Source organism: Paenibacillus sp. cl123, from assembly GCF_900101595.1.
Lineage (GTDB): Bacteria > Bacillota > Bacilli > Paenibacillales > NBRC-103111 > Paenibacillus_G.
Genome location: NZ_FMYY01000003.1, coordinates 139847 through 161514, shown reverse-complemented (window position 1 = coordinate 161514; position 21668 = coordinate 139847). Strand labels below are relative to the sequence as shown.

Below are 21668 nucleotides of genomic sequence, written 5' to 3'. Positions count from 1 at the left end.
TCGGTATCAAGCGGGTACGAGATTATGCCAGGACAGGTACAAGCAGATAACAGCCAAAGCGAAGAAGAGAAAGGAAACCTTGCGATTCATCCGCATTTTGATGCCATAGGTGAGAAAAAAAGCAGCCGCGGCCAGCTTTGCTGCGCTCTGGTAATAAGCATTCTCCGAGAAAATGGAGCTGCTGCCTATGATCGCTGCGAGCAAAGCTGCGGAAATAAGCAGTTTAAACCACAGCGGCTCCCTTAAAAATTGCTTAAACATGAATGTGAGTCTAATCATGATGGCATTCGCCTTCCCAAGTTGAATTTATTGCTTCATAAATACAGCTGACAATTAGGCTTGTGCGGTAATTCTCGATTACCGTCGTATCTGACCGTTTCCACAGGCTACAGCCAAAGCACCATCAAATCCTCATCCGCATAGCGCCCGTCATACTTAAGCGCGTTTCTTTCTACGCCGTAACGTTGAAAGCCAAGCGAGCCGTACAGCTTTTTGGCGGCTTCGTTATGAGCTACCACCGTTAAGTTCAGCTGCTCCAGACCGTCACACTCTTTAGCTTTCCTGATCAATTCAAGCAAGAGCGTTTTTCCCAGGCCCTTTCCCTGCATCTCCTCAGCGACATACATGCCGTATATATGGCCTTTATGCGCCATTTTGACGCCGCTTTCACGGATAAAGGTAACGATTCCGACCAAATGACCCGATTCATTAAATGCCCCTAGAACAAACTTGTCTTTATTCGGTCTTATCCGCTCTATGACGGCAGCCTGGGTAAACGCCGCTTCCCGCTCATACGTTGAACCGAATGCTTCCGGGTTCGTTTGCAAGGCCTCGAGTCGTAATTTGTGATAAGATTCGGCATCTGATTCGCGCAAGATTCGAGTGATCATGAGCTTCCCTCCCTGCTAACCTTATTCGACGCGTTCCCTTCATTTCATTTCACCATTTCGAAAAAAACTACTATATGAGCGATAGAATTTGCTTTCCTATCCTGTTAAGCATAAGAAAAAACCACCCCTTGCCAAAATGATGCAAGGCGTGGCTTCTTGTGACCGCTGGATTGTACCGGGGATTGACAAGAGCTTATTTGTTTATGAATTTACTGCGGTCAACGGCTTCCGGCGGCTTTTCCAGCCATGCGTTCTCAATCATGAGACTTGCGCCATCCTCCACATATAACATCACTTCCGCTTGGCATCTCACAAATAAGGCTCCGATATCCTTTCTTCCGTTCAACGAAATACCATTGGCATATTCCCTAATTTTCACATTAAACATGTCCAGCTTGTGAAAAACCATCAGCTTGTCAGAAAAAGGTGAGACCGTGGAAGAGGTCACAAAATGATCCTTGAGTGTCGGTGAGGGCAATCCGTCCTGAGACAGCTTTTCCGTTAACAATTCGATATGCTTCTGATTAATATTTTTTCCGCGCTCTAAAAATGTTCTTACCTTCTTGTCATTGGCTACTTGAGCAAATCCGATTATAAGCGCTTTGCTTGTGATATCATTATTCAGGTTTCCGAAGATATGCGCAATTTCCAAGCCTTGCAGAGGTCTGCCTTCATTAATAAATGAGCCTAGAAATTTTTTGCTATGTACAAAATCAACTCTCTCGGGCGGCTGAATAACAGGCGCATTCATAAGCTCGTTTTTTGATTCTGAAATTACGGCAACCAGAGATTGCAATTTCATCGTTTCCTCAACGCATTTTATAAAAAAATCCCGAATATCTCTTCTTGTTACCAGAGGAACCGCAATCGTGTAGAGACTCATTCCCGCTTTGCTCGCATATCTCAAGTAATGCAGATAAAACTCATCAATATATAAACGAGGCGCATTCAAGTCCACGTCACGGTCGGTAAATCCGATGGGAATAGGGAAATCAGCCTCTTTAAAGAAAACCTCAATCGTTTCGATGTTCGTAGTGCTTAAATCCAATGCATATTCTAAAGCCACTTTAATCTCGGGATCATCTATATGCTTTAAATAATAACTAAGCATACACTTACCCATCGTGTTTCCGATATAGGTCGCCCAGAGCTTCCCCATTTCTGTTCCTGTGAGTACCGATTTCATAATACATAACCCTCTTTTCTTGGAGTCGGAAGGTGTAGAAGTATTATTTAACTTACCCAGCAAGAGACAAAATATGAGCGATTTGCTGAAAAAAGCAAAAGGCAGACGCCGAGTCGGCGCTGCCTCTTTCAATGGATCTATCCTTTTGTCGCGCCGGCTGCATGCATGGCTGCGGTTTCCTCTTCGTTTGGCCCGTAGATGCCCGGGGCCTGAAGTCCCGCCTGACGCATGAGAATCGTCATCTGGCCGCGATGGTGAATTTGATGGCGGATCAAATATTGCAATACGCCGCCGTATGTCGTATCGATAAAGTTAAACAGCAGCAGCTTCTCTGGAAGCTTGGCATCCGTCCATTGCTCCTTCAACGCCGATGAAGCCATATCATGAACCTTGCGATAAGTATGGGCGATATCGGCCGCGGAATCCGGCTGCTTCGAAAGGTCCGGGCTTTCCATCTGCAAACCTGCCGACTCCAAAAAAGCACTGTAGCTGCCTACCAGGTGCCAAGCCAAATCGCCCAATGTCCGCTGCTGAGCGTCTGAAACGGCTTTCTTCAACGATTCGTCCGTCAGCTTGTCCAGAACTTTCAACGTCAGCTCCGCCTCTTGCTTGCAGTCCTCCAGAAATGCGTTTACGCTCGTGTACATCCTCATCTCTCCTTGTAGAGTTGAAATAAATACGCTGCCCGATATAATATATCCGGCTGACATATTCTATTATATACCATTGCCGGTGACGAAATCTCTGATTAGTATAGCATAAATATCCGGCAACCACGGACTAATCCGCTTCAGCACCCCTCGGTCGCTATTCCGTTGCTTCAACAGTTGAATCAGTTTGACCAAGACGCTGGTCCGTTTGGCCAAGCTTAGCTGGCTCGCACGAAAAAAACGGCGTCCCCAGACGCCGTCCTCCTCTTACTACTATAAAAAATCCGCTTAAGCTCCCGCAATCGCCCGCTTATATCGCTCCGGCGTCTGCCCCACCTGCTGCTTGAATACGCGGCTGAAGTGCGCCAGATGCTTGAAGCCGACCTTGAAGCATACCTCGGTGACCGGCAGCTTCGGATCGAGCAGAAACTCGATCCGCGCCTGGTTAATGCGGCGCTGATAAATGAAATCGAAGATCGTGACGCCCGTTACTTCCTTGAACAGCTTGGATACGTAATATTTGCTCAGGTGCAGATCCTGCTGCAGCTGCTCCAGCCGCAAATCCTCGGTGTAATGCGCCTCCAGATAGGAAATGATTTGCTGGGCCGTCCGCTCCTTCTCGACCGGCTGATCGCTCCGGTCCTGCATCGGCTGCAGGCAATGCGCGTAGATCAGGCACAGCAGATCCGAGAAGGCCAGCCGGCACCGATAAGCCCCGATCGCGTCCCCACGCTGCTGAAACTCATGCATCCGAGCAAAGATAGCCTCCACTTCCTCACGGTCCCCGCCTGTCAGACGAAGCCTGTAGTTCCCAAGCTCCTGGAAAGGTTGGAAGATCGGAACCTGCGGATAAGCGGGCAGGAGCGGCTGGAGAGCAGCCGGCTCAAAGTGGACCATCGAGCGCACATACGGCACCGCAGGATCGGTTTTGGCGCAATGCAGCGTCATCCCGTTCATCAGGATCAGATCGCCGGGAGCCAGCACATAGATCCGGTCCCCGATCAAATAATTGCATACCCCGCCATGAAAATAATAGACTTCATAATGCGAATGGGAATGAAAAGCAGGCTGTAAGGGTCTATCCGCCTTGTACGTATAAGTAAAGATCAAATCGGAATCCGTCTTCCTTGGATACATGGGAACCTCCGAAGCGTTCGGTGTTTTTCCCAGCATACCATGAGACGGCATGCCGATACAATCGTAGTCCCCGCCTGCTCCGTTTCCCGGCAAGCTACAGCAGCCGGCTAATATGGTCCGCATAATGACGCAGCATGTCCTTCGTCCCGAATTGGCTGCTGAAGTCTTCGACGCCGAGATAACCGTCATAGCCGATAGCCTGGAGATCCTCAATCACCTGTTTCCAAGACACGATGCCCTGGAACAGCGGACTCCAGCCGGCGCTCCAGACTCCATCTTCTTCGGATGGCTTCCAAACCGCGTTCTTCACATGCACATGGGCCAGGTACGGACCGAGCAGCTCCATGCCGAACCGGTAATTTTCGTAGCCCTCATACACCATATTTCCCGGGTCATAAAGGACGCCGATCGTATCCGGGTCAAAGCTCTCAACCAGCCGGTACGCCGCGCTGGCGCTGGCGGATATCGTATTGTGATGCGTCTCGATCAGCCCCTTGACGCCGTACTCCTTGCAGAGCGGCGCCGCCTGACGCAGATAAGCCAATCCCTCGTCGAACAGCTCGCGGGCATTGCGCGTCCGATTGTAGCCGGGCACGGCCAGACGGATATACGAGGCGCCGATGTGACGAGCGGCGGCAAGCACACGCTCGGTCGCCTCGAGATCGCCCACGCTCAGATAAGGCGTCACGCTGAGCGATACAAGCCCCTGCGAATCGGCCGCCGCCTTGAAACGGTCCCATTCGGCAGCTCCTCCCTGTTCGGGAATCGAGCACAGATTGTTGCGCCAAAACGACGGCGCTTCCCCCGCAGCGTCTGCCGGCACATCCTTATAGCGCCACTCGATGCCGTGTATGCCCGCTTCCTTGGCCGCAGCGGCCAGCTCCTCAGGCGTCAGATCCGGTGCCGATACGGTAAACACCGATAACTTCATTCCGTTACACTCCTTCTGCGCGGACAACTGCCTCGTCTTGGATGTGAACGGCTTGCAGCTGCGCCTTCAGGCAGAGCTCCGCCGCTTTAAATGTATGCTCTTGCGTCATTGCCAGCTCAGTGCGGTTGATGCAATCCAGGATAAGCTCGCCAAAGAACGGGTAACCGACCTGCCCGGTCACGTTCAGATAATGCTCGCCCTTCTCGTCAACGAGGAAGATGTGGTTGCCCGTACGCTCCCGGCCTACATCGATATATTTCCGCAGCTCGATATATCCCTTCGTCCCCTGAATGATCGTCCGACCGTCTCCCCAGGTGCCGAGACCGTCCGGAGTCAGCCAATCCACACGGAAGTAGCCGGTGGCGCCGTTGTCCCCAATCAAAGTCGCGTCCCCGAAATCCTCCAGCTCCGGATATTGCGGGTTGTTGAAATTGCCTACCTTGCTGTGCATGACCTTGGCATCCGTATTGCCGGTGAAATACAGAAACTGCTCGATCTGATGGCTGCCGATATCGCATAAAATGCCGCCGTAGCGCTCATGCTGGAAAAACCAGTCCGGACGCGATGGCGCGTTCAAACGGTGCGGCCCAAGTCCAAGCACCTGCACGACGCGGCCGATCGCGCCGTCCTTGATCAGCTTGCCGGCAAAGATCGCGCTCTCCACATGAAGCCGCTCGCTGTAATAGACTGCATATTTCTGGCCGGTGGCCTTGACCGTCTCGCGGGCTTCCGCCAGCTGCTCCAGCGTTGTGAACGGCGTTTTGTCCGTAAAATAGTCTTTGCCATGCTTCATTACCTTAACGCCCAGCGGACCGCGCTCGGACGGAACCGCCGCCGCTGCAACCAGCTTCACTTCGGGGTCCTGCAGGATATCCTGCTCCGAGGAAGCGGCCTTCGCCTGCGGATAACGCTTCAGGAAGTCCGCCACCTTGGCCGGGTCCGGATCATAGACCCATTTCACCTCGGCGCCAGCCTCGATCAGACCGTTGCACATTCCGAAAATATGGCCGTGATCCAGCGCCATAGCCGCGAACGTGAACTCGCCTGCCTTGACGACCGGGCTCGGCTTGCCTTCCGGCGCATAATTCATTCCGTTATTGACATCTACCATTCGCTTGTCCTCCTTACTTAATGCGTTCCGCCTACTTCTAGCGTTTTGTACTCGCCGGCTTTCTTCTCCGTGTTCGATGCGTCGATGCGCTCCTGGAGCTTGGCCAGGAACAGCTCCTCGTCGATCGGCAGATCGACCCAGTTATCGGTCCAGGTGGACAGCAGCATCGCGTTGGAGATCATCAGCCCTTTAATGCCCTCTTCGCCCGGAGCCAGCAGCGGAGTACCGTTCGCAATTGCGCTTACCCAGTCGCGCGTGATGCCCTTGTGCTGAGGGTTTGATCCTTGGACGGGAACAGGGAATTTCCAGCATTCCGGCTGGCCGAAGCCGCCTTTGAACGTGCGGTTGAACTCCGACTCCGACACCCGCAGACGGTGGAACGTCATGGTCCCGTCTTCGATGACGATTTTGCCGCGGTCGCCGGTGACCTCGAACCGGTTTGTTCCTGGCGTTTCGCAGGTTGAAGTGACGAACACGCCTGTTGCCCCGTTCTCATATTCCGCATAAGCCGTCACTTCGTTCTCCACTTCGATGTTGCGGTGTTTGCCGAAGGAGCAGAAAGCCCGAATGCGTGTCGGCATCATCCCGATCGTCCACTGCCACAGATCGAGCTGATGCGGGTCCTGATTGATCAGCACGCCGCCGCCTTCCCCAGCCCATGTCGCGCGCCAGCCGCCCGAATCATAATAGCTTTGGGAGCGGTACCAATCGGTAATAATCCAATTCGTGCGCCGTATTTCGCCCAGCTCGCCGGAGCTGATCAAATCGCGGAGCTTTGCGTACAGCGGGTTCGTCCGCTGATTATACATGATGCCGAACACGCGTCCCGACTCCTTGGCGACTTCGTTCATTTCCCGAACCTGCTTCGTGTAAACGCCGGCCGGCTTCTCGATCAGCACGTGCAAGCCTTTGCGCAGCGCTTGAATCGCCTGCTCCGGATGGAAATAATGAGGCGTATTGATCAGCACGCCATCCACCTCGCCGGAATCGAGCAGCGCCTCGTAGCTGTTGTAGCGCTTAACGCCTTCGCCGAGATGCTCAGCCGCCCAAGCCAGCCGGTCCTCCCGCATGTCGCAGACAGCCGTCAATTGGCCGTTCGGCACCTCATTGTCTATCAAATACTTCGCGTGGCCCGTGCCCATATTGCCAAGACCGACCAAGCCGATTCTTACATTCGCCATGAAGACACATTCCTTTCGGGATCGCTTTATTTATGAATTATCAGCTTCTTGCCTTCCTTAATGGTAGCACGAACCCGGCCGCCGCACTTCACTAGTGTTGCCCAATTCTCCATGCTTATTTAACTCTGGTTGCTGTGGGCGTATGGCGTTATCGAGGCTGGAATGGTTTTTAGCCGAAAATGCGAGCATCTGATAGTCAAGCGAAATAAGGTCATGGCAGATAAACCGGATATGATCGAGGGGATCCGTATGAAGGGACATACTCTGGTTTCGGCGGCGCCTGTCCACGGTCGGCAGCACCCGCCTGATGACAAACTCGGCAAAATATAGTAACAGCTCTTCCGTTTAAATCAACGCGTCCGACAGCGGCCAAGGTATGTGCTATGTATGGTAAGCCTTTCTAACCGCGTCAGAGTGTTGGACAAAACTATGTGTGAGGTACCCGACCAGCGCTCACACTATACGGATTGTGCGGAAAACCGCATAAAACTCGCCCGACTGGCGCTCACACTGTACGGCTTGTGCGGAAAACCGCATAAAACTCACCCGACTGGCGCTCAACCTTTCGGCTTGTGCGGAAAACCGCATAAAAATCCACCCGACTGGCGCTCACACTGTACGGCTTGTGTGGAAAACCGCATAAACCTCACCCAACTGGCGCTCAACCATACGGCTTGTGCGGAAAACCGCATAAAAATCCACCCGACTGGCGCTCACACTGTACGGCTTGTGTGGAAAACCGCATAAACCTCACCCGACTGGCGCTCAACCATACGGCTTGTGCGGAAAACCGCATAATTGCGCATTGCGCCCGACCGCCGGCACAAATGAAGCGCGGAACATTTGCTACCTATGCCTCCCATGAATGGGGGGGCACTAAATGGTAAATAAAGGAGGCTGCCCTTCGCAGGACAGCCTCCTTTACGCCACGGTCGGCGAAACGCCGCCTCAAGAGATAAAACCTTTCTCCATCGCCTTCGCCTTCTCGCGCAGCGTGTAATATTTCAACTTGGCCGCCTCGAGCGTTGTTTCCTGCCCATGAACCTTCAGATCGACTTTATTCAAGTCGTGGAGCGAGATAACGCCCGCCTCATAACGCAGCTTCATCTTATCGCGATCCAGCTTGGCCTCGGTCGTCAGCCGGGCTTCCGCCAGGCAGCTCTGGTAGGCTTTCTCGGCCTCCGTGTAGGTCGCCTCGATTTTTTTGGTCAGCTCCAGCTGGGTTTGCGCGTTTTTCGTGCCGGCAATAGCCCCGTTCGCGCCCAGGTAGGCGGAGCCGTAAGTGGAGCCGGTTACGGTATTGCCCTGCTGCCACATCGCTTCATCCAGATTATTCGCGCTTGACTTCATGCCGTAAGAATTCTCCAGCAGCTTTTTCGTATCCGCACGCACAATCGGCGTTATAGGCTCGGTCGACAGCTCGGCGATATCCTTCAGCTCCAGCTCGGGATTGAAGGCAATTCCGATATCGAAGGAGAGCTGAACAAGCGCCAGCCGGTAATTCTGGTCAAGCGCGGTCATATCTTCCTGATGCTTGGCCAGGACATTGCTCGCTGTCCGTATATCCTCCGCGGAAGCCAGCCCTTGCTCCTGCAGCGCGGTCGCTCTGGCGACTTCCTTCTTGAGCACGGCTTCGTACTCCTTCATGAAGACGAGCTGCTTCTTCTGTCCGAGCAGCTGAGCATACTGGGCCACGGTCTGCAGCCGGATGCCCTCCTTCGCCTCTTCCTGCTGCAGCAGCGTATTGCGCTGGTCGGTGTACAACTGATGCGCGGCCGACTTCATCTGTTCGCGCTGCGAGGCAAGTATCTTGTTCATGCCGTCCGTCATCGCGCCCATCCCCTGAATCACTTGATTGACCGCTTTGTTCGTGACCGTCGTCATCGGACCGATCCACAAGTTGTCCGCCGGGTCGACAGCAACGCCTTGCGCCGCCATGCCCGCCGCCAGCTCCTGCGGCGTATCCGGCAGATGAACGCTTGCGACCGATCCGCCGTACATAGCGCTTGCTTGAGATTCCAGATCCTGCTGCTTGGAATTTTGGGCCGCATACTTAAGCAGCAGCAGCTGCAAATTCGCCGAATCCTTCATCACCCGCTCCAGCACGCCTGGAAGATCGATGGAAGCTACCGTCTCAAGCGACGGCTCATTCACATACACCGCCTGCTTCGCAGCAGCCGCATCCTCCCCGGCAGCATATGCATGAGGGATAACAGTGTTTGCGAGCACCGCAAGCGAGGCCGCCAAACCGGCCATTGTTTTCAAAGACTTGTTCATATTCTTGCATCTCCTTCTAAGTTAAACAGCTGTCTTCTCATGATGCGAATCTGATGATGGACGAGCCCCAGGCCGAAGCCGAAACGCTGGCCTCAGCTCGAGAGCGGCGTCCGCTTAACCCGGCAGACTGCCCGTACCCGGAACCGACGCCGACGACGCTCCCGCAGGTATGGCACTAACTGTTCCCGGCGCTTCAGCAGGCACCGCCTCGGCATTCCCCGCCTCCTTGCGGAAAACGACAAAGCGCGTCAGCAGCATGGCGATGAAGAAGGTCACAAGCCCCATCATGCCCAGCGCCAGACAATCCTGCAGGATGGCCGAATAATCTCCCGCCTTGATAAATACCGACCGAACGCCGTCCAGGAAATACGTCAGCGGCAGCAAATCTCCGAGCACCTGCAGCGCTTTGGGCATCGCTTCGAACGGCCACGTGAAGCCGGAGAGCAGGAAGGAAGGGACCGCAATCAGCATCGCAATCTGCGTGGCTCCGAGCTGGTTGCCGGAGAACAAACTGATCAGATACCCGATGCCGCATACAGCAAAGGTAAAGCACAGCACGACGGCGAGCCCCGCAAGCAGGCTGCCGGATAACGGAGCTTTGAAGACGTAGCAGGCGATCAGCATGGCAACCGTCGTATTAAATACATTGATGATGAAGTACGGAACCGTCTTCGCATACGCGATTCTCCACGGGTCCCTCCGCCAGACCGCGAAGCGCGACCAGGTGCCTCCATCCTTCTCGCGCGTTACGGTCAGCGAGATGCCGAGGAACAGCACCTGCTGCAAAATAGCGCCAAGCAGCCCGTACATCATAAAATCGCTGTAGTTGAATGTCGGATTGTACAATACCCGGTACCGGAACGGAATCGGCGACAGCACGCCTGCCACCTGCTCGTCTTGAAGTCCTTGCTGCAGCTGCAGCTTCTTCGCGGACAGCCCCATGCTGAACGTCGTGATGACCTCATTGGCTCCCTTGGTCGCCGAATTGGAATACAGCATATTGCTGCCGTCCACCCAGGTTAGCAGCGGCAAAGTATGCCCCTGCTTCAAGCTCGCTTCGAACCGGCTCGGGATGAAGATGCCGACCTTCGCTGCGCCCGACGCGATCGCCTGCTCGACCTCCTGCTCGGAGCGGGCTTCCATCGTTACCTGAAACGACTCGCTCTCGTCAAACGCCTGCACGATCTGGCGGCTGAGCGGACTTTGATCCTCGTCCATGACGATCGTTGTCATCTCCGTCACCTTGTGATGCGTGTACAGCGAGCCGAACAGGAATAAATACATGACAGGAACGAAAAATAAGATCAGAAACAGCCGGCGGTCCCGGCATATATGCCGCCACTCCGCTGCGATAACTTGACTGACTTTAAGCTCTGACATGGCGCACCCTCATCCTTCCGTGACGCCGATCCACTGCAGCGTCATCCCGATCACAGCGCTGTCCGGCAGCTTCGGCAGCTCTATCTTTACTCCGAAGGAGCGCACATCTGTTTCTCCCGAGGTTTGCGTCGCCTTCTTGACGGCAAAATCAGGCGCCGCGGCGATGGACTTCACGGTGCCTGTGACCTCTTCGCCGGTCGCCAGCAGCTTCAGCTTCACCGGGTCGTTCAGCTTAAGTCCGGCAACCGCCTTCTCTGTCATATAAAACTTTGCCCATTGAGCATCCGTCGCTTGGATGGAAAATACGGGGAAACCCGAGCCGACCAGCTCGCCCGTCTGAGCCGACTGGGAAAGGATAAGGCCGTCCGCCGGCGCAACAAGCTCCGTATAGCTCTGATAAGTCTCCGCTTCCTGCTGGGCAGCCTTCGCCTGCTGCTCCCCGGAGCTAGCCGACTGAATAGCTCCCTGGGCCTGCTGAATGGCCGCTTCGGCCGCCGCCACGTCGCCTTGGCGCACCAGCACCTGCGCCCGGCCAGCTTGCGCGAGGCCAAGCGCCGCCTTCGCCTGCTCCAGGAGCGCCTCCGCGCCGCGCACTTCCTCTTCACGGGGACCCTGATTCACCAGGTTGCGCTGCTGCTCGGCAAGCTCCAGCTTCGCCTTCGCTTCCTGGTGGCTAACCTTCACCTTATCCACCTCGGCTTGGGCGATCAAGCCTTGCTCCAGCAGCGTTTGCATCCTCTTCAGATTTTGCTCGGCGACCGTATAAACCTCCTGCGCCGCCTGGTACTGAATCTCGGCCTGCTGCTTCTCTTCCGGCCGGGCGCCGTTGTGCAGGGCGTCCACCTTCGCCTGGGCCGCCTTCACGGCAGCCTCCGCTTGTGCGACCTGCTGCTCGGCTGCCTGCTCCGTAGCGCTCACGCCTGCGGCTGCCTGCTGCTTTTTCGCCTGCGCGGTCGCCGTCGCGCCTTGCGCCTCGGCGATTTTGCCTTGGGCCAGCGCAACGGCAGCTTTCGCCTGGGATACCTTGGCCTCAAGCTCCGTGCTCTGCAAGCGCGCCAGCGGCTGGCCCTTGGTGACGGCGTCGCCTTCCTTCACCAGCACCTCCGTAATGCGGCCGCCGATCTTGAAGCTTGCGCCAACCTCATTGGATTCGATATAAGCGGTCGGATGCGACTGAAGGCCAATCTGAGTACTGCCCGCCGCCTGCTTCGACGACAGCAGGAAGCCTCCCGTTCCGATGGCGACAGCCATCACAGAATAAACTACAGGTCTAATGAATCGCATAAAGTTCCCTCCATAAGATGATAAGCTTCTTTTTCCCGCCAGAGCGGAAGCCGGCTTGCGGCATACATGCGGCATACAATTGAAATAAGGCCCTAGCGGGCCGAAAGACCTTTCATGACGTACAGCTGGAGCAGCTCCGAAATTTTCTCGTTATCCAGCGGCGGATGCTTCATTCCCCAGTCATGCACAAGCGCCAAGTACAGCTTAAACAGCACGAAGGCTGTAATATCCGGATCGCAAGGCGCCAGAAGCCCGGCCGCCACCGCCCGCTCGACATGGGAGGCTATGTAGCACAGCGACTCGTGCTCGATCAGATCCAGCGCCTGCTTCATGACGGGATTGCCGAATTCCCTCTCCTCGCGGAACAGCTTGATCAGCAGCTCATGCTCCTTGCGGAACATCAATATATTGTAGAGAGCCGTGTGAATCCGCTCGAACGAGGCAAGCTCTTGCTTCTGCAGGGCCTCGTCGGCCGCATGCTTCATCTCGTCGGTTAATGAACGAATAATTTCATGGAGCAGCTCTTCTTTGCTGGTGAAATACAAATACAAGGTTCCTTTGCCTACCCCGGCCAGCTTGGCGATATGTCCCATCGTCGTGCCTTTAAAGCCGTATAAGGAAAAGGTTTGCTTGGCCGCTTCCAGAATGACGCTTTTTTTAGGATCCATACGATAACCTCCGACTTCCCTCAAACTGACCAAAATAACATTCCGGTTCTGCGGTCAGTGATAAATATATCACAGCCCGCTTTCCCGTGCAACAGCCCGAATGGTGTTTTTTCATGAATTTGATTTTTATACGCCGAACTGCTATCTTAATGGTTAACTATATAAATTGAATGAAATTGAATTTAACGAAATTCAAGTCAAGGAGGCTGCCTTGAAATCCGCCGATCTGAACGCCGATGACCTTCTGAAGCTGGAGAACCAATTCTGCTTTGCCGTCTATGCCTGCGCCCGCGAGGTGACCAAGCTGTACCGTCCCCATCTGGACGAGCTCGGCTTGACCTATACTCAATACGTTGCCCTGCTCGCCCTCTGGGAGCGCGACGATATTACCGTCAAGGAGCTCGGCGTCCGGCTGTATCTGGACTCCGGGACATTGACCCCTCTGCTTAAGAAGCTGGAGAGCATGAAGCTGCTGCGGCGCTTCCGCGATCCTGACGACGAGCGCAGCGTCCGGATTCGCTTGACCCCCCAGGGCCAAGCGCTCCGCGAGAAAGCGCTGGATATTCCGCAGAAGGTATTTGACCTGCCGGGTCTGCCCGCGGAAGAGATATACGAACTGCGAATCAGACTCACTGCTCTGATGCAGCATGTTCATACCCTTAACATGACTTGAACCTGAGGAGGAGAACGAGATGGGAGTTTATGCGTACAACGCGCGCACGATCAGAGGCGAGGAAAAAAGTCTGGGAGATTATGCCGGACAGGTGCTGCTTATCGTCAATACTGCCAGCAAATGCGGCTTCACGCCTCAATATGCCGAGCTGCAAAAGCTGTATGAAGCGAACAAGGACAAGGGCCTCGTCGTGCTGGGCTTTCCATGCAACCAATTTGGAGCACAGGAACCGGGCACGAACGAAGACATTCATACGTTCTGTCAGCTCAACTACGGCGTAAGCTTTCCGCTGTTCGACAAGATCGAGGTGCTCGGCGAGCATAAGCATCCGCTGTTTGCTTACTTGACGGAGCAGGCGCCCTTTGAAGGCTTCGATCCCGATCATCCCGCCGGCAAGATGCTGGCTTCCATGCTGCAGCAGCATGGACTTTTAGAAGGAAACGACATCAAATGGAATTTCACCAAATTTCTGATCGATCGGGAAGGAAACGTCGTCCGCCGCTTCGAATCTCCCGTGGAGCCTGCACAGATGCAGGAAGCGATCGACGCTCTTCTTTAGCCGGCTGCCACACGAAAACCCGCCTGCCTAACACCCAAAGCTCTTGCCCGCGCCTCCGTCAGCCAACTGCACGGGGGCGCTCCCCGTCTCAGAATCTTCTCCCCATTTCACGCATCCTCCTCTCATTAATCGATAAGGGGTACTCCGAAAGCCGAATTTATTGTAATATAGAAGAAGCAAGCTAAACGGCAACAGATCCGGCCCAGGCCGATTTTGTTCTATAAGGAGGGACTGCATGAGAAACAGCAATCGATTACTAAGATGGAATACTTTATTTACCAAACTCCTGGTCTCCTTTCTTTGCATCATCGTGCTGCTTCTTTCTTTCAACCTGATCTCCATCACCTTCTTCAAGAAAAACGTTCAGGATGAAATCGTACGATACAATACGCTTGGCCTCGGGAAGACGGTCGACGGCTACGAGAAGCATTTCAGCCTTATCCAGAACGACCTCCTGCTGATGAGCTTCAACGAAACCTTGAGCGCTATGGCCAAGCCGGACAGCTTCTACGATTACGGAGCGGTCGCCTCCCTGCTGAAGCACATCCAGGCGATGACCAACAACACCTTCCTGTATATGGATAACTTGCTCGTCTACTTGCCCAACCAGAAATATGCCATCGACAAAAACGGCACAAGCGACACCCATGATTTGTTTGTCAACAACTTTGTCAGCTCCGGCTACAGCAGTACGTTCTGGAACGAGCAATTCAAGGAAAAATACGCCTTTCGCGTATTCCCGGCAGATCATTTCCGCAAGCTCGACCTTAACGGTCAAGTCAGCGATCTTGGCGTATTGTTCCCTGTCGTGTCCAAAGGAGGCAACGGAAACAACCCGTTTATGCTGCTTGCGCTAGTAGACAGCCAGAAGCTGTTTGACCGGTTTCATTTTTCCATCAACGACAGCTTTCTCATCCTGGATGAGTTCGGAAAACCTCTTTATTCAAGCGGCGAAGGCGTCGACTTGGACACCTCGGCGTTCGAAGAGCAGGAGGGCTATGTGACGCTGAACGATCATTATTATTTCTATAAAAAAGGCCAGTACTCCGGCTTCACTTACGTCAACATTATCTCGCAAGCCAACATCGCCTCCCAAGTATCCAAGATGAACACGATGCTGCTTTCCATACTGGTAGCCGCCATCTGCATAGGCGTTATCCTTTCCATCATCCTAAGCTATAAATTCAACCATCCGATCCAGCGCACCATCGAGGGCATGAAGAGAACGGGCCGTCCTCCCGCGATTCAAAGCCGCATCCACGAGTGGAACTGGATCAATGAGAAAATGGCCGATATGGCCCAGAGCAACTCGGAAATGAGCACGGACCTGACGCACAAAACAAGCCTGCTGCAGCAATACAGCTATTTGTGCGGAGCCAAATCGCTGTATCCGAAGGACGGCATCCGCAAACTGACGGAAAAAAGCAAGCCGTTTTACTTGATCGTATTTCAGGTGGCGTTCAGTAAAAATTATGACTTTCTCACCTCCGTCACTCAGGAGAAAGCCTGTTACTACATCCAGGAGCTCATCAACCAGCATCTGGAGCGGTATTTCAAGGATAAGGTGACGCTGCAGGCGGAAAAAAACCAGATCCTGACGCTCATCTTCGATGATACGGAACAAGCCGAGCTGCTCGAGGCGCTGAAGCAGCTCAAATACATGGTCGACTTCGATGATACGTACTACCAATTAACCGCAGCCGTCAATCCGAAGCGGCTTCATGAAGCCGAGCTGGCCGCAGGCTTCGAGGAATGCAGCAAGATGCTGCTGCAGCGCAGCATGTCCGGTCAGACGGAGATTATGACGGAGCTGATCCCGTACGAGGAGGACCCGTTTTTCTTCCTGCCGCCTGCGCAGGAGCGGGAACTGGCCGCGCAGCTCCAGGCCGGCGAGGGAGACCGGGCTGTGTCCCTCGTCCGCCGTCTGCTGAAGCAAATGGAGCAAAAGAAGCGGAACGCCCATCAGTTTGCGCTGTTCGGCAAGGAAGTGACCGCACAGCTGCTCAAGACGCTGCTGGCGCATCATCTGGATGTCGCTACGCTCATGGAGAGCCATTCCCCCTATGCGCAGCTCCAACAATGCCGAACGGTCGAAGAGCTGGATCACGTGCTGACCGCCTGTATCGGGGAAACCTGCGCGCTCGTCCGGCGGAAGAAAGAGCTGCACGACCCGGTCAAGGAGTTCGTGCTCGATTATATCGAGAAGCACTACAGCGAGGACCTGTCTCTCGAGATGGCCGCGGAGCAGCTCCAGCGCTCGCGCAGCTATTTATCCAGCTACTTGAAGGAAAAGACGGGCATGACCTTCACCGAATATGTGCAGGATCTCCGCATCCGGAAAGCCAAGGAAATGCTCGCCCAGAAAGATATCCGCATCAACGAGGTGTCGGAACGCATCGGCTATCAGAACGTCAACTCGTTCATCCGCATCTTCAAGAAGCTGTGCGGCATCACACCCGGCGATTACCGCCGGCTCGTCCTGGAAGGCGAGCAGGCGGCCGTATCCGAATAAAGCCGTCCGTATGCAGCAAAAGAACCGCGTCTGTCCTGGACGCGGTCTTTTTGTCACTTCATTTTCCGGAAATAAACAATCCTACTCCTTCAACGATCCGATCATGGCACCCTGGACGAAATACTTTTGCAGGAACGGGTATACGAGAACGATCGGCAGCGTGGTGATGACAATCATCGTATATTTCAGCTGCATCGAGAACAGCACGCGGTCCAGCGCCTCGCTCATATCCTGCATCGTCGGGTCCTGATTCTGGATGAGAATTTTCATTAAATACAGGGACACCGGCTGAAGCTTCACATCGGTCACATACAGCATCGCGTTGAAGTAATTGTTCCAATGTCCGACGGCATAAAACAGCGTCAGCACGGCCAGAATCGCTTTGGACAGCGGCAGCACAATCTTGAACAAAATGCCGATGTCATTGGCCCCGTCCATTTTGGCGGATTCAAACAAGCTCTCCGGAATGTTCTGGAAAAAGGTGCGGGCGATGATGATATTGAAGGCGCTGACCGCTCCCGGCAGAAGCAGCGCCCACACCGTGTTATAAATCCCCAGGTTCTGGATCAGAATAAAGCTCGGAATCATCCCGCCGCTGAAAAACATCGTCACGACAATGCCCATCATGAGCGGCTTCCGTCCGGAGAACGTTCGCCGGGAAAGCGGATAGGCGGCGAGAAACGTCATAATCACATTAATGAGCGTTCCCACGACCGTATAGAACAGCGTATTGCGGTAAGCGATCCAGATCTCCCCGTTCTCGAATACCTTGAAGTACGTTGCCAGCGAGAAGCCTTTGGGAAACAGCCATACCGTGTTGTTGAGCACATGAATGGGATCGCTGATCGACATGTTGAATACGTAAAGGAACGGATACAGCGTGATGAGCAGAGCGGCCGTCAAGATCGTATAAATGAACACATCCGATAGACGGTCACTCCAGGTTCCTGCTGATTTCATCGCACTCTACCTCCTACCATAGCGATGATTGGGATACTCTCCGCGACAGCGTGTTGACCGCCACAAGCAGAATCAGGTTGATCACATTGTTGAACAGTCCGACGGCCGTAGCGAAGCTGTAATCGCCGTTCAGAATGCCTCGCCTGTATACGAAAGTGGAGATGACATCCGACGTTTCGTACGTCAGCGGGTTTGACAGCAGGAGCACCTTCTCCACACCGACATCCATCAAGCTGCCAATTTGTAAAATAAACATAATGACGATCGTCGGGAACAGACAAGGCAGCGTAATCATCCACATTTTGGTCCAGCGCCCCGCGCCGTCCATCTCCGCCGCCTCATACAGCTGCGGGTCGATGCCCGCGATCGCCGCCAGGTAGATGATCGAACCCCAGCCGAAGCCTTGCCAGACGCCGGTCCCTACGAAGATCGTCCGGAACCAGCCGGGCTCGGCCATGAAGTTGATCGGCTTCATCCCGATCAGTCCGAGAAACTGGTTGATGACGCCTTCCTGCAAGCTCGTAAAGCTGACGACCATACCGGCGATCACAACGAAGGAAATAAAATGAGGCAAGTAGCTGATCGTCTGCACAACGCGCTTGAACATCTTCCGTCTCACTTCGTTGAGCAGCAGCGCGAACAGGATTGGGGCCGGAAAGCCCCAAAACAGCGAGTTCGCGCTTAACAGAAGCGTGTTTTTCAGCAGCACCCAAAAATGCGGCGACGAGAAAAACTCTTCAAAGTACCGGAAGCCGACCCACGGACTGCCCAGAATGCCCCTCAGCGGCTGAAATTTTTTGAACGCAATGACAACCCCGTACATCGGAATATAATGAAATACAATGTAATACACGATGACGGGCAAAATCAGCAAATATAAATATTTGTCGCGCTGGATGACTTTGCCTATCCGTTTAAACCAGCTTTTCTTGCTGGAGAGAAGCGCCGTCCGATCGATCATGTCTGAATCCGTTTGCACGGTCTCCGCCTCCATTTCTATAAGCACTTATTTTTTGTTTTTGTACCGGTCATATGCTTTCTGCTTCACGTCGATCACTTTATCGATGCCAAGCGCCTGAACCTGCTTCGTAAATTTATCCCAGTCGATCGGTTCTACGCCGGTAACGAATTTAGCCAGCATGGAGTCTACATAAGTCGTGATTTCCGTCTGATATCTGGCCAGAATCTCGGATTCCTCCACGGACGGAAGCGAATACGGATTCGCCTCGATCAGATACGATTCCACCTTCTTCGCCTGTTCAGCCGACTTCGGGTCCAATTCCATGATCGCCTTCGGCTGCAGAGACAGCGGCCCCTCGCTCGCGCGAATCCATGGCATCGTCGGCGATGCGCCGAGCGACCGGAGCGCCGCATTGATGTCCAGCCCGTCCGGGTTGTTATAGGCAAACTCGGTGAACTTCGGCTGACCGTTCTCCATCGTGTACGATTTCCCCTCGATCCCGAAGGTCATCAGCCGGTTTCCTTCCTCGCTCGCATAGATGTAATCGAGGAATTTAATGGCGACCTCCGGATTTTTCGCATCCTTCGAGATGGCGAACCAGCCGCTGATCGGGCCATACTTTTCATAAAAGCCTTTGTTGTTTCCTTCGGAAGGCGGCACGGTCATATCCCAGGTCACCCCTTCTTCGCCTGACTTCTTCATGGCCGCTTCGAACTTCGGCTTGCCGTTAAGGAAACGGTTCGTGGCGCCGACCTGGCTGCGGGTAATGTTCGCCGTATTCGAATCCGATGTCCGGGTCATAAATTCGGGATCGATCAAGCCTTCCTTATACAGCTTGTTCAGCCAGACGATCAGCTCCTTCGCTTCCGGCTTCAGCCATTCGTACTGCACCTTGCCGCTGGCGTCCGGATAATAACCGGAGCTGTAGAAGAGATGCAATCCTTTTGCCCCGCCGAACAACGTAAGCCCTCTCAGCTTCAGATCGGGACTAAGCGGGATTTCATCCGCCTTGCCGTTGCCGTTCGGATCTTTCTCTTTAAATGCCTTCAGCACATTGTACCAATCGTCCAGCGTCTTCGGCTCCTGCAGCCCCAGCTTATCCAGCCAGTCCTTGCGGATCAGAAAGCCGTACGGGTCCGCATAGGCGGCGCCTGACGTAACCGAGGATAACGCGTAGATTTTACCGTCCGGGGAACGCAGCTTGCCGTTGACCTCCGGATTCTCATCGAGAAACTTGGCAATATTCGGCGCATATTTGGCAATCAAGTCGTCCATCGGTATAATGAGACCGTCATCCGCCGTCTTCACCGGATCAGCGGTCGGCAGCGATATAATATCGGGCAAATCTTTGCCCGCCGCCAGCTTGACCTTCATGACGTCGCCATATTGATCGTTGGGCGTTACCTGCCAATTGATTTTGACGCCTGTGCGTTTTTCGACTTCCTGCCATACGGGGAAGCCTTTGGTATAGCTGTACGGGGGATCGAAGTCACGGGTCGCTACGGTCAATGTCACGCTGCCGTCACTGACGATAGGAAGCTTGTATCCTTCGGATTGCACATTGTCGGCTGGCGCCGGGGTCGTATTGTCCGGCTTGGCTGTGTTCTCATCGGCCCCGCACCCAGCTAATACGACGGTTGCCGCCAGAGCGGTCGACATCACAGACAGCACGGATTTTTTGTTCATCACAGCATGTTTCTTTTTGATCATTGCATTGAACCTCCCTTTGTTGAAATCTCGACTCGTTTAAGTTCCATGCCTCCAAGCGAACATTTGCCGATCGCGCATCGTGCTTTACTCGGTACAGCCGACAGCCTCGTCCCCCTATCGCTTCCGGACCAGGGGGCTGTGCTGCCGAACCGCCGCGTACTCCCAATTTACCGAAAAAAAGCAGACCGGTATATCCTCCATTTGTTTTCACGTCGCCAAGAAGTCCAAAATCGAACGATAAGCATATAAAAAAGCATACGGAATACTCGTATTATGTCCTGTATTTCCCTTATAATCCCATATAGAGCCGCCCCCGGGCAGGAGCCGGCAGCAAAAACAGCCTGCCAAGGACGCGCGCTTGGACAGGCTGTTTATTCTCGATAATATGCGATTTATGGCTGCAGTCGATATACGGATTCGCCGGAAACAACCGTTTCCTGAACCGTGATGCGGCCTGGCTGAGCGTCGTACCGAAACAGTGTCAGATGGGCGGGATGGCCGATGGCGATACGCCCCATCCCCGACTCCGCTTGCCCCATCGCCTGCGCGGGCCGGAGCGTAATCGCCTCTATCGCTTCCTCCAAGCCCATGTCCGTGTAACGGACGGCATTCTCTACGCCGATATCCAGGGAAGCGGCCGAGCCTGCAAGTATGCTCGGATTCGCCACCGTGTGGAGCCGGCCTTCCTCCGTCAGCTCGACCTTGCCGCCGATCAGGCTGTCATACTTGCCCGGAGCCATGCCGCCGAACTGCGTGCAATCGCTCACAAGAATAGACTTGTTCCCCTTCACTCTCAGCATCGACTTCAGCACGGGCGGCGCCAGGTGGTGACCGTCAGGGATGAAGGTCGCCCACAGCCGGTCCTCCGCCAGCTGGTGCCAGATGTAGTTAGGGTGACGAGGCAAAAGTGGCTGCGAGCCGTTGCCGAGATGCGTCGACAGCGCGGCGCCTGCCGCTACGGCCTGCTCGATCTGTTCTCCGGTTGCCATCGTGTGTCCGATGGCGACCACGATCCCATTTTCCGCCAGACGCCGGATGAACGGAATTGCTCCCTCGCGTTCCGGCGCAAGCGTGACCATGCTGATCAAGCCGTCAGCCGCCTCCTGCAGCCGCATAAACTCATCCCAATCGGGGTTGCGGATATGCTCTCTCGGATGGGCCCCCCGGCTCCCGTCCTCTCCCGACAAGTAAGGGCCTTCCATATGAATGCCCGCGATCGAGCCGGCCGCGAATTTCCCCGAACGCCGATAATCCGCTATGGCTGCCAGCGCTTGGCGCATCCGGTCGTGATGCCCCGTGATCACCGTAGGCAGATAGGAAGCCACGCCTCGCTTGTGCAGCGCCCTGGTCACTCCTTCGACGTCCTCCGCTGTCGTGACCGGTCCGTTCAGATCGTACCCGCCGAAGCCGTTCACCTGCAGATCGATCCACCCTGCCGATATCCACGGCAGACCGGATGCCTGCGCTTCCAAAGGACGCACCTCGATTATGTTCCCCGCCTCTACGACAATGGCTGCCGCCATGCCTGTCTCCACCAGCTTACCCTGCCAAATCATCGTGATTCTCCCCTTTCAGCTTTCGACTTTCTATCTTCTGCT

19 protein-coding genes are annotated in these 21668 nt (G+C 54.5%); 3 read left to right on the top strand and 16 right to left on the bottom strand.

Going from position 1 to position 21668, the window contains the following annotated elements:
- Window positions 1-6 precede the first annotated feature (6 nt).
- From BLR08_RS07320 to BLR08_RS07265, 12 genes are all read right to left on the bottom strand, one after another.
- The gene (locus BLR08_RS07320) at window positions 7-279 is read right to left on the bottom strand and encodes a hypothetical protein (RefSeq protein WP_143151531.1); all 273 of its coding nucleotides are present in this window, start codon (window positions 277-279) and stop codon (window positions 7-9) included.
- A 107-nt stretch (window positions 280-386) separates the two neighbouring features.
- Window positions 387-890 (bottom strand): GNAT family N-acetyltransferase, encoded by a 504-nt coding sequence (locus tag BLR08_RS07315; protein ID WP_072328540.1) that lies wholly within the window; start codon window positions 888-890, stop codon window positions 387-389.
- A 193-nt stretch (window positions 891-1083) separates the two neighbouring features.
- Window positions 1084-2208, bottom strand: a complete 1125-nt coding sequence (locus tag BLR08_RS07310) for a DUF3231 family protein (RefSeq protein WP_256328331.1) — start codon at window positions 2206-2208, stop codon at window positions 1084-1086.
- A gap of 5 nt (window positions 2209-2213) precedes the next feature.
- A complete protein-coding gene (locus BLR08_RS07305) occupies window positions 2214-2723 on the bottom strand; it encodes a DinB family protein (RefSeq protein ID WP_072328538.1) in 510 nt (169 codons plus the stop codon).
- A gap of 291 nt (window positions 2724-3014) precedes the next feature.
- Window positions 3015-3863 (bottom strand): helix-turn-helix transcriptional regulator, encoded by an 849-nt coding sequence (locus BLR08_RS07300; RefSeq protein WP_072328537.1) that lies wholly within the window; start codon window positions 3861-3863, stop codon window positions 3015-3017.
- Window positions 3864-3957: 94 nt separating this feature from the next.
- Window positions 3958-4794: a sugar phosphate isomerase/epimerase family protein gene (locus tag BLR08_RS07295; RefSeq protein ID WP_072328536.1), complete on the bottom strand. Its 837-nt coding sequence runs from the start codon at window positions 4792-4794 to the stop codon at window positions 3958-3960.
- Window positions 4795-4798: 4 nt separating this feature from the next.
- Entirely contained in the window at window positions 4799-5905 is a 1107-nt protein-coding gene (locus BLR08_RS07290) for a Gfo/Idh/MocA family protein (RefSeq protein ID WP_072328535.1), read from the bottom strand.
- A gap of 17 nt (window positions 5906-5922) precedes the next feature.
- Complete coding sequence (locus BLR08_RS07285; RefSeq protein ID WP_072328534.1) at window positions 5923-7086, bottom strand: Gfo/Idh/MocA family protein; 1164 nt, start codon at window positions 7084-7086, stop codon at window positions 5923-5925.
- Between the two features lie 948 nt (window positions 7087-8034).
- Window positions 8035-9363: a TolC family protein gene (locus BLR08_RS07280; protein WP_072328533.1), complete on the bottom strand. Its 1329-nt coding sequence runs from the start codon at window positions 9361-9363 to the stop codon at window positions 8035-8037.
- A 114-nt stretch (window positions 9364-9477) separates the two neighbouring features.
- Entirely contained in the window at window positions 9478-10743 is a 1266-nt protein-coding gene (locus BLR08_RS07275) for an ABC transporter permease (RefSeq protein ID WP_072328532.1), read from the bottom strand.
- A gap of 9 nt (window positions 10744-10752) precedes the next feature.
- Window positions 10753-12027 carry an HlyD family secretion protein gene (locus BLR08_RS07270; RefSeq protein WP_072328531.1) on the bottom strand — a complete coding sequence of 425 codons (1275 nt, stop codon included), beginning with the start codon at window positions 12025-12027 and terminating at the stop codon, window positions 10753-10755.
- A 92-nt stretch (window positions 12028-12119) separates the two neighbouring features.
- On the bottom strand, window positions 12120-12695 hold the full coding sequence (locus BLR08_RS07265; protein ID WP_072328530.1) for a TetR/AcrR family transcriptional regulator: 576 nt from the start codon (window positions 12693-12695) through the stop codon (window positions 12120-12122).
- Between the two features lie 211 nt (window positions 12696-12906).
- Between BLR08_RS07265 and BLR08_RS07260 the strand changes: the two genes are divergently transcribed.
- The 3 genes from BLR08_RS07260 to BLR08_RS07250 all read left to right on the top strand — a co-directional run bounded on the left by BLR08_RS07260 (window position 12907) and on the right by BLR08_RS07250 (window position 16439).
- Complete coding sequence (locus tag BLR08_RS07260; protein ID WP_371117125.1) at window positions 12907-13368, top strand: MarR family winged helix-turn-helix transcriptional regulator; 462 nt, start codon at window positions 12907-12909, stop codon at window positions 13366-13368.
- 19 nt (window positions 13369-13387) lie between these two features.
- The gene (locus BLR08_RS07255; protein WP_072328529.1) at window positions 13388-13927 is read left to right on the top strand and encodes a glutathione peroxidase; all 540 of its coding nucleotides are present in this window, start codon (window positions 13388-13390) and stop codon (window positions 13925-13927) included.
- Window positions 13928-14162: 235 nt separating this feature from the next.
- Window positions 14163-16439, top strand: a complete 2277-nt coding sequence (locus tag BLR08_RS07250) for a helix-turn-helix domain-containing protein (protein WP_072328528.1) — start codon at window positions 14163-14165, stop codon at window positions 16437-16439.
- Window positions 16440-16520: 81 nt separating this feature from the next.
- Here the strand turns inward: BLR08_RS07250 and BLR08_RS07245 are convergent, their stop codons facing one another.
- The 4 genes from BLR08_RS07245 to BLR08_RS07230 all read right to left on the bottom strand — a co-directional run bounded on the left by BLR08_RS07245 (window position 16521) and on the right by BLR08_RS07230 (window position 21626).
- Window positions 16521-17399 (bottom strand): carbohydrate ABC transporter permease, encoded by an 879-nt coding sequence (locus BLR08_RS07245; protein WP_072328527.1) that lies wholly within the window; start codon window positions 17397-17399, stop codon window positions 16521-16523.
- A gap of 13 nt (window positions 17400-17412) precedes the next feature.
- Window positions 17413-18360 (bottom strand): ABC transporter permease, encoded by a 948-nt coding sequence (locus tag BLR08_RS07240; protein ID WP_072328867.1) that lies wholly within the window; start codon window positions 18358-18360, stop codon window positions 17413-17415.
- Between the two features lie 45 nt (window positions 18361-18405).
- Window positions 18406-20070, bottom strand: coding sequence for an extracellular solute-binding protein (locus BLR08_RS07235; RefSeq protein ID WP_072328526.1), 1665 nt, complete (start codon window positions 20068-20070; stop codon window positions 18406-18408).
- 392 nt (window positions 20071-20462) lie between these two features.
- Window positions 20463-21626 (bottom strand): N-acetylglucosamine-6-phosphate deacetylase, encoded by a 1164-nt coding sequence (locus tag BLR08_RS07230; protein WP_072328525.1) that lies wholly within the window; start codon window positions 21624-21626, stop codon window positions 20463-20465.
- Window positions 21627-21668: the final 42 nt, after the last annotated feature.

Coding starts and splice junctions, on each gene's coding strand:
- BLR08_RS07320 (WP_143151531.1), bottom strand. CDS start 279: ATGATTAGACTCACATTCATGTTTAAGCAATTTTTAAGGGAGCCGCTG.
- BLR08_RS07230 (WP_072328525.1), bottom strand. CDS start 21,626: ATGATTTGGCAGGGTAAGCTGGTGGAGACAGGCATGGCGGCAGCCATT.
- BLR08_RS07265 (WP_072328530.1), bottom strand. CDS start 12,695: ATGGATCCTAAAAAAAGCGTCATTCTGGAAGCGGCCAAGCAAACCTTT.
- BLR08_RS07255 (WP_072328529.1), top strand. CDS start 13,388: ATGGGAGTTTATGCGTACAACGCGCGCACGATCAGAGGCGAGGAAAAA.
- BLR08_RS07240 (WP_072328867.1), bottom strand. CDS start 18,360: ATGATCGATCGGACGGCGCTTCTCTCCAGCAAGAAAAGCTGGTTTAAA.
- BLR08_RS07275 (WP_072328532.1), bottom strand. CDS start 10,743: ATGTCAGAGCTTAAAGTCAGTCAAGTTATCGCAGCGGAGTGGCGGCAT.
- BLR08_RS07300 (WP_072328537.1), bottom strand. CDS start 3,863: ATGTATCCAAGGAAGACGGATTCCGATTTGATCTTTACTTATACGTAC.
- BLR08_RS07295 (WP_072328536.1), bottom strand. CDS start 4,794: ATGAAGTTATCGGTGTTTACCGTATCGGCACCGGATCTGACGCCTGAG.
- BLR08_RS07305 (WP_072328538.1), bottom strand. CDS start 2,723: ATGTACACGAGCGTAAACGCATTTCTGGAGGACTGCAAGCAAGAGGCG.
- BLR08_RS07270 (WP_072328531.1), bottom strand. CDS start 12,027: ATGCGATTCATTAGACCTGTAGTTTATTCTGTGATGGCTGTCGCCATC.
- BLR08_RS07285 (WP_072328534.1), bottom strand. CDS start 7,086: ATGGCGAATGTAAGAATCGGCTTGGTCGGTCTTGGCAATATGGGCACG.
- BLR08_RS07290 (WP_072328535.1), bottom strand. CDS start 5,905: ATGGTAGATGTCAATAACGGAATGAATTATGCGCCGGAAGGCAAGCCG.
- BLR08_RS07250 (WP_072328528.1), top strand. CDS start 14,163: ATGAGAAACAGCAATCGATTACTAAGATGGAATACTTTATTTACCAAA.
- BLR08_RS07235 (WP_072328526.1), bottom strand. CDS start 20,070: ATGATCAAAAAGAAACATGCTGTGATGAACAAAAAATCCGTGCTGTCT.
- BLR08_RS07245 (WP_072328527.1), bottom strand. CDS start 17,399: ATGAAATCAGCAGGAACCTGGAGTGACCGTCTATCGGATGTGTTCATT.
- BLR08_RS07315 (WP_072328540.1), bottom strand. CDS start 890: ATGATCACTCGAATCTTGCGCGAATCAGATGCCGAATCTTATCACAAA.
- BLR08_RS07280 (WP_072328533.1), bottom strand. CDS start 9,363: ATGAACAAGTCTTTGAAAACAATGGCCGGTTTGGCGGCCTCGCTTGCG.